The sequence below is a fragment of the Streptomyces sp. NPDC093801 genome (assembly GCF_040701585.1).
Taxonomy (GTDB): domain Bacteria; phylum Actinomycetota; class Actinomycetes; order Streptomycetales; family Streptomycetaceae; genus Streptomyces.
The window spans coordinates 1-4378 of record NZ_JBFBDP010000093.1 but is presented as its reverse complement, the minus strand read 5'-3'; the positions used below and the strand labels follow the sequence as shown (position 1 = coordinate 4378).

The following is a 4378-nucleotide window of genomic DNA, read 5'->3' as shown; positions in this document are numbered from 1 at the left end:
GACTCTATCAGACTCTTTCGTGTCCGACTTCCTCGGTGCTTTCCAGGTCCTTCGCTTTCGCGCTTTCCCTTTCCGGCGGTTCCGACTCTATCAGAGTTTCTCCACCGGATTTCCCGGCTTCGACGTTCCGAATGAAGAGTCGAGGGCACCCCACATGGAATTCGATTCGCTGAGGGGTGGGTGTCGCCGAACTTGTCCAGTTCGAGGCAACCGTTTGACTCTACATCCCACCCCCGGGGGTGTCAAAACGAGGTGGGCCCCTCGTGGACGCGCCGCAGCAGCCCCATCAGGAGGGCCTGCTCCTCCGCCGTAAGCGGCGCCAGGAGCTGCTCGTTCGCCGCTTCCGCGAGCGCCGCGCAGCGGGCCAGGACCGCTTCTCCCTGCGGGGTGACCGTCACGGCGTTCTTGCGGCGGTCGGCCGGGTCGGGAGTCCGCCGGACCAAGCCCGCCTCCTGGAGGTGGTTGAGGATCCCGACCATGTCCTTCGGGTCCACCGCGAGCCGGCGCCCCAGTTCCGCCTGGGCGACCGGCCCGTACTCGGCAGTCGCCGCCAGCACCGCGTGGTGCATCAGCTTCAGCCCCTCCGCAGCGATGGCCTCGGCGACCAGTCCCCGTCCGTGTGCCGCGACCCGGCCCACGAGCCAGCTGGGCAGGGACTGGATGTGCGCGAGGGGCGGGGGCGGGGGCGTGACCATGGGCCCACCCTACCCACGAATCGTTGGACATCCCTACGACTTTCGGCATACCGTTGGGATGACCAACGAAATGAACGGATCGGGGGAGGTCCTGTGCTGCGCATGCGCCATGAGGTCAACGGTGGGCCCGAAGTGCTCTTCGCAGAGGAGGTCGACCGCCCGGAGGCGGGTCCCGGGGAACTGGTCGTCCGGGCCGAGGCGATCGGGGTCACCCTGCCCACCGTCCGCAAGGTACGGGAGGGCAGCGGGCCGGTCCCGTTCGGCGGGGAGGTCGCCGGAGCCGTCGTCTCCATCGGGGCCGACGTCACCGGGTTCGCCGTCGGGGACCGTGTCACCGGGCTGTGCTTCGCCCACGCCTACGCCGAATACGCGGTCCTGGACAGCGCGCTGACCACCGCCGTCCCGGACGGCGCGACCGCCGTGGACGCGGTGGCGCTCGTGCGCAGCGGGCTCGTGGCGCGCGGGGCGTACGAGGCCGGGCGGGTGCGGCCGGGCGAGTCGGTGCTCGTCACCGCGGCGGCCGGTGCAGTGGGCGGCCTCGCCCTCCAGCTGGCGAAGGTCGGCGGGGCGGGGCGCGTGGTAGCCGCCGTGGGCAGTGCCGACAAGACCGGCTTCGTCCGCGGCCTGGGCGCGGACGAGGTCGTGTTGTACGAGGACGCCGACTGGGGAGCCCCGTACGACGTCGTCCTCGACGGCGTCGGCGGCGAGCTGCTCGGCCCTGCCGTGCGCTCCCTCGCCATGGGCGGGCGGCTGGTCGCCTTCAGCTCCGGCGGCGGCACGGTGGAGGCGTACGAGCTCCTGGTGCGCGGCGCCTCGGTGATCGGCTTCCAGATGCGGGCCATCGCCGTCGGCCGGCCCGACCTGTACGCCCGCTGGCAGCGCGAGCTCTGGGAACAGCACGCGGCGGGCACCCTGCGCACCACCGTCCACGAACAGATCCCCCTGGCCGAGGCGGCCCGCGCCCACACCGTCATCGAGCAGCGCCGCAACCTCGGCAAGGTCGTCCTCGTGCCGTGACGGCATCCCCCCGTCAACGGCTACGGATTCCCCCCGCGTCAACGGCTACGGATTCCCCCGCGCCGGGGGTCCGGCCGGTCGCCGCACGGGTGTCTTCTAGGGTGCGTGCCCATGGACGCTGCCGATCTCGACCGCCGGTTCCGGTCGTACTCCCGTTGCATCCCGCCGCACCTGGTCACCCGGCTGCTGGAGCTGGGCCACGCCGAGGAGGTGGCGTTCCAGGCCGGCCACGGGGAGTGGTTCTGTGCGTGGGAGCTCGCACAGCGGCTCGCCGGGGAGGGGCGCCGAGGCGAAGCCCGGAAGCTGCTCGACCCCTACGTCGCCACGGGGTGGTGGACGGCCGTCGAGGCCGCGGCCGGGCTGCTGGAGGCCGGAGGGAGGGCGGACGAGGCGATCGCGCTGGCCCGCACGCACGCCGAGGACGGGGGACGGGAGGCGTTGGCGTTCCTCGGGCGGCTGCTCGCCCGGCAGGGGCGGGGCGCTGAGGGGTTCGCGCTGCTCCTCCCCCACGTCGGGGACGCGTTCCTCGCCATCGCCCTGGTCGACGTCGCCGGGATCGCGGGCCGGGACGAGGAGGTCGCCGCGCTGCTGACCGACCGCATGGAGCCGGGTCACCGCTGCGAGGACCCGGCCTGCCGGCGGAGCGATCCCTCACCCGCCTGGGCGGCGTCCCTGCTCGCCACCGTCCGCGAACGCCAGGGCCGGGTCGACGACGCGCTCGCCCTGCTGCGGCCCGGCCCCACCGATTCGCCCGTCCACGGCCACGAGCAGCTCGCCGGTCTGCTGGTCCGCAGCGGCCGGATCGAGGAGCTGCGGGCGTACGCCGAGGAGCTCGGGAACCCGGCGCGCCGGCTGGCCGAGCTGCTGGAGGAACGCGGCGACCTGGAGGGGGCGATCGCCGTGTACCGGAGGCCGGGGGCCTCCGAGGACTTCCGGCGCTTCGGGGCGGTGCAGCTCGCGGCACTCCTGGAGCGGCACGGCCGGGGCGGCGAGGCGATCGAGGTGCTGCGCGTGCTCGCGGACGCGCCCCTCGGCGCGGAGGACTGGCTCGTGCGCAGGCTGTGCACCCTGTACGCCGACCAGGGCCGCGCCGAGGAAGGACTGGCCTATCTCGACGAGCTCAAGTCCCGCCGGGGCGAGGAGGATTGGGACTTCTTCGAGATGCGGCTGCCGCTGCTGGCCGCCTGCGGCCGGCGCGAGGAGGCGCTCGCGCTGGCACGGGCCCACCCGGAGGGGGACACCTGGTACGGGGCGTCGTCCATCGCCCTGCTCCTCGCCGATGCCGGACGCGTCGAGGAGGCCGTCACCGTCCTCGAAGCGCACGCCTGCGACAACCCCAGCGACCTGGCCGAGCACCTGCTCACCCTCGGACGGGTGAAGGAGGCGGTGGCCGTCCGCCAGCGGCACTGACCCCGCCCGTCCGGGGCCGGCTGCCCGGGGCCGGCGGCTCCGTGCCGTGGCCCGTTCAGCGGTCCGTTCAGTGGTTGACGAAGCTGAGGCTGGACTCGTCGTAGCGGGCGCCCGCGATCTGCTCGCGCGGGGCCGCGGCCTCGATGGCGGCCAGGTCCTCCGCCGTCAGCTCGATGGACAGGGCGGCGAGGTTCTCCTCCAGGTACCGCTGCCGCCGGGTGCCGGGGATGGGTACGACGTCCTCGCCCCGGTGCTGCACCCAGGCCAGGGCCAGCTGACCGGTGGTGACGCCCTTGGCGGTGGCCAGTTCCTCGAGCTTCGCGACGATCGCCAGGTTCCGGTCGAGGTTGCCGTCGGCGAACCGCGGCTGCGTGCGCCGTACGTCGCCCTCCGCCAAGCCCTCGACGGAGCTGTAGCGGCCGGTCAGGAAGCCCCGGCCGAGCGGGGAGAACGGGACCATGCCGATGCCCAGTTCGCGGCAGACCGGGGCGACTTCGGCCTCCGGGTCCCGGGTCCAGAGGGACCACTCGCTCTGGAGCGCGGCGATCGGGTGTACCGCGTGGGCCCGGCGGATCGTGTCCGCGCCGGCCTCCGAGAGTCCGAGGTGGCGGACCTTGCCGGCCCGGACCAGTTCGGCCATGGCCCCGACGGTCTCCTCGATCGGCACCTGGGGGTCGACCCGGTGCTGGTAGTAGAGGTCGATGTGGTCGACCCCGAGCCGACGCAGCGAGGCCTCGCAGGCCTGGCGTACGTAGGCGGCGTCGCCGCGGATCACGGTGGGCTCGCCCAGGCGGTTGGCGAAGCCGAACTTGGTGGCGACCACCGCTTCGTCGCGGCGTCCGGCGATGGCCCGGCCGATCAGTTCCTCGTTGTGCCCGGAGCCGTAGAAGTCGGCGGTGTCCAGGAGGGTCACCCCGAGGTCGAGGGCCCGGTTGAGGGTCGCGATCGACTGCTCGTCGTCGGAGTCCCCGTAGCCGTGGCTCATGCCCATGCAGCCCAACCCCTGTGCGGCGACTGCGAGTTCACCCAAGTGCCGGATGCGTGCGTCGATCATTCTGGTGCCTCCCGAGCTGGAAAACCGTCTGCCCACGACGCTAGGTCTTGGAGTGCACTCCATGTCAAACGATCAACGGGGAGCCATGTCAGATCCCGCGCCGGCCGCCGCATCTGCCCGTGAACGCAGAAAAGCCCCGCACCAGAAGGTGCGGGGCTTTCCCACAATGATTGTTCGGCGGCGTCCTACTCTCCCACAGGGT

At 72.6% G+C, this 4378-nt stretch carries 4 protein-coding genes; 2 read left to right on the top strand and 2 right to left on the bottom strand.

What is annotated here, in order from left to right:
* Positions 1–242: 242 nt before the first annotated feature.
* Entirely contained in the window at positions 243–695 is a 453-nt protein-coding gene (locus AB0469_RS40895) for a MarR family transcriptional regulator (RefSeq protein ID WP_366456687.1), read from the bottom strand.
* Positions 696–788: 93 nt separating this feature from the next.
* Between AB0469_RS40895 and AB0469_RS40890 the strand changes: the two genes are divergently transcribed.
* Both AB0469_RS40890 and AB0469_RS40885 read left to right on the top strand, forming a co-directional pair.
* On the top strand, positions 789–1712 hold the full coding sequence (locus tag AB0469_RS40890; protein WP_366456686.1) for a zinc-binding dehydrogenase: 924 nt from the start codon (positions 789–791) through the stop codon (positions 1710–1712).
* 111 nt (positions 1713–1823) lie between these two features.
* A complete protein-coding gene (locus AB0469_RS40885) occupies positions 1824–3122 on the top strand; it encodes a hypothetical protein (protein WP_366456685.1) in 1299 nt (432 codons plus the stop codon).
* A 67-nt stretch (positions 3123–3189) separates the two neighbouring features.
* On the opposite strand, the gene AB0469_RS40880 is transcribed toward AB0469_RS40885, so the two are convergent.
* A complete protein-coding gene (locus AB0469_RS40880; RefSeq protein WP_366456684.1) occupies positions 3190–4176 on the bottom strand; it encodes an aldo/keto reductase in 987 nt (328 codons plus the stop codon).
* Positions 4177–4378: the final 202 nt, after the last annotated feature.

Coding starts and splice junctions, on each gene's coding strand:
- AB0469_RS40885 (WP_366456685.1), top strand. CDS start 1,824: ATGGACGCTGCCGATCTCGACCGCCGGTTCCGGTCGTACTCCCGTTGC.
- AB0469_RS40880 (WP_366456684.1), bottom strand. CDS start 4,176: ATGATCGACGCACGCATCCGGCACTTGGGTGAACTCGCAGTCGCCGCA.
- AB0469_RS40895 (WP_366456687.1), bottom strand. CDS start 695: ATGGTCACGCCCCCGCCCCCGCCCCTCGCGCACATCCAGTCCCTGCCC.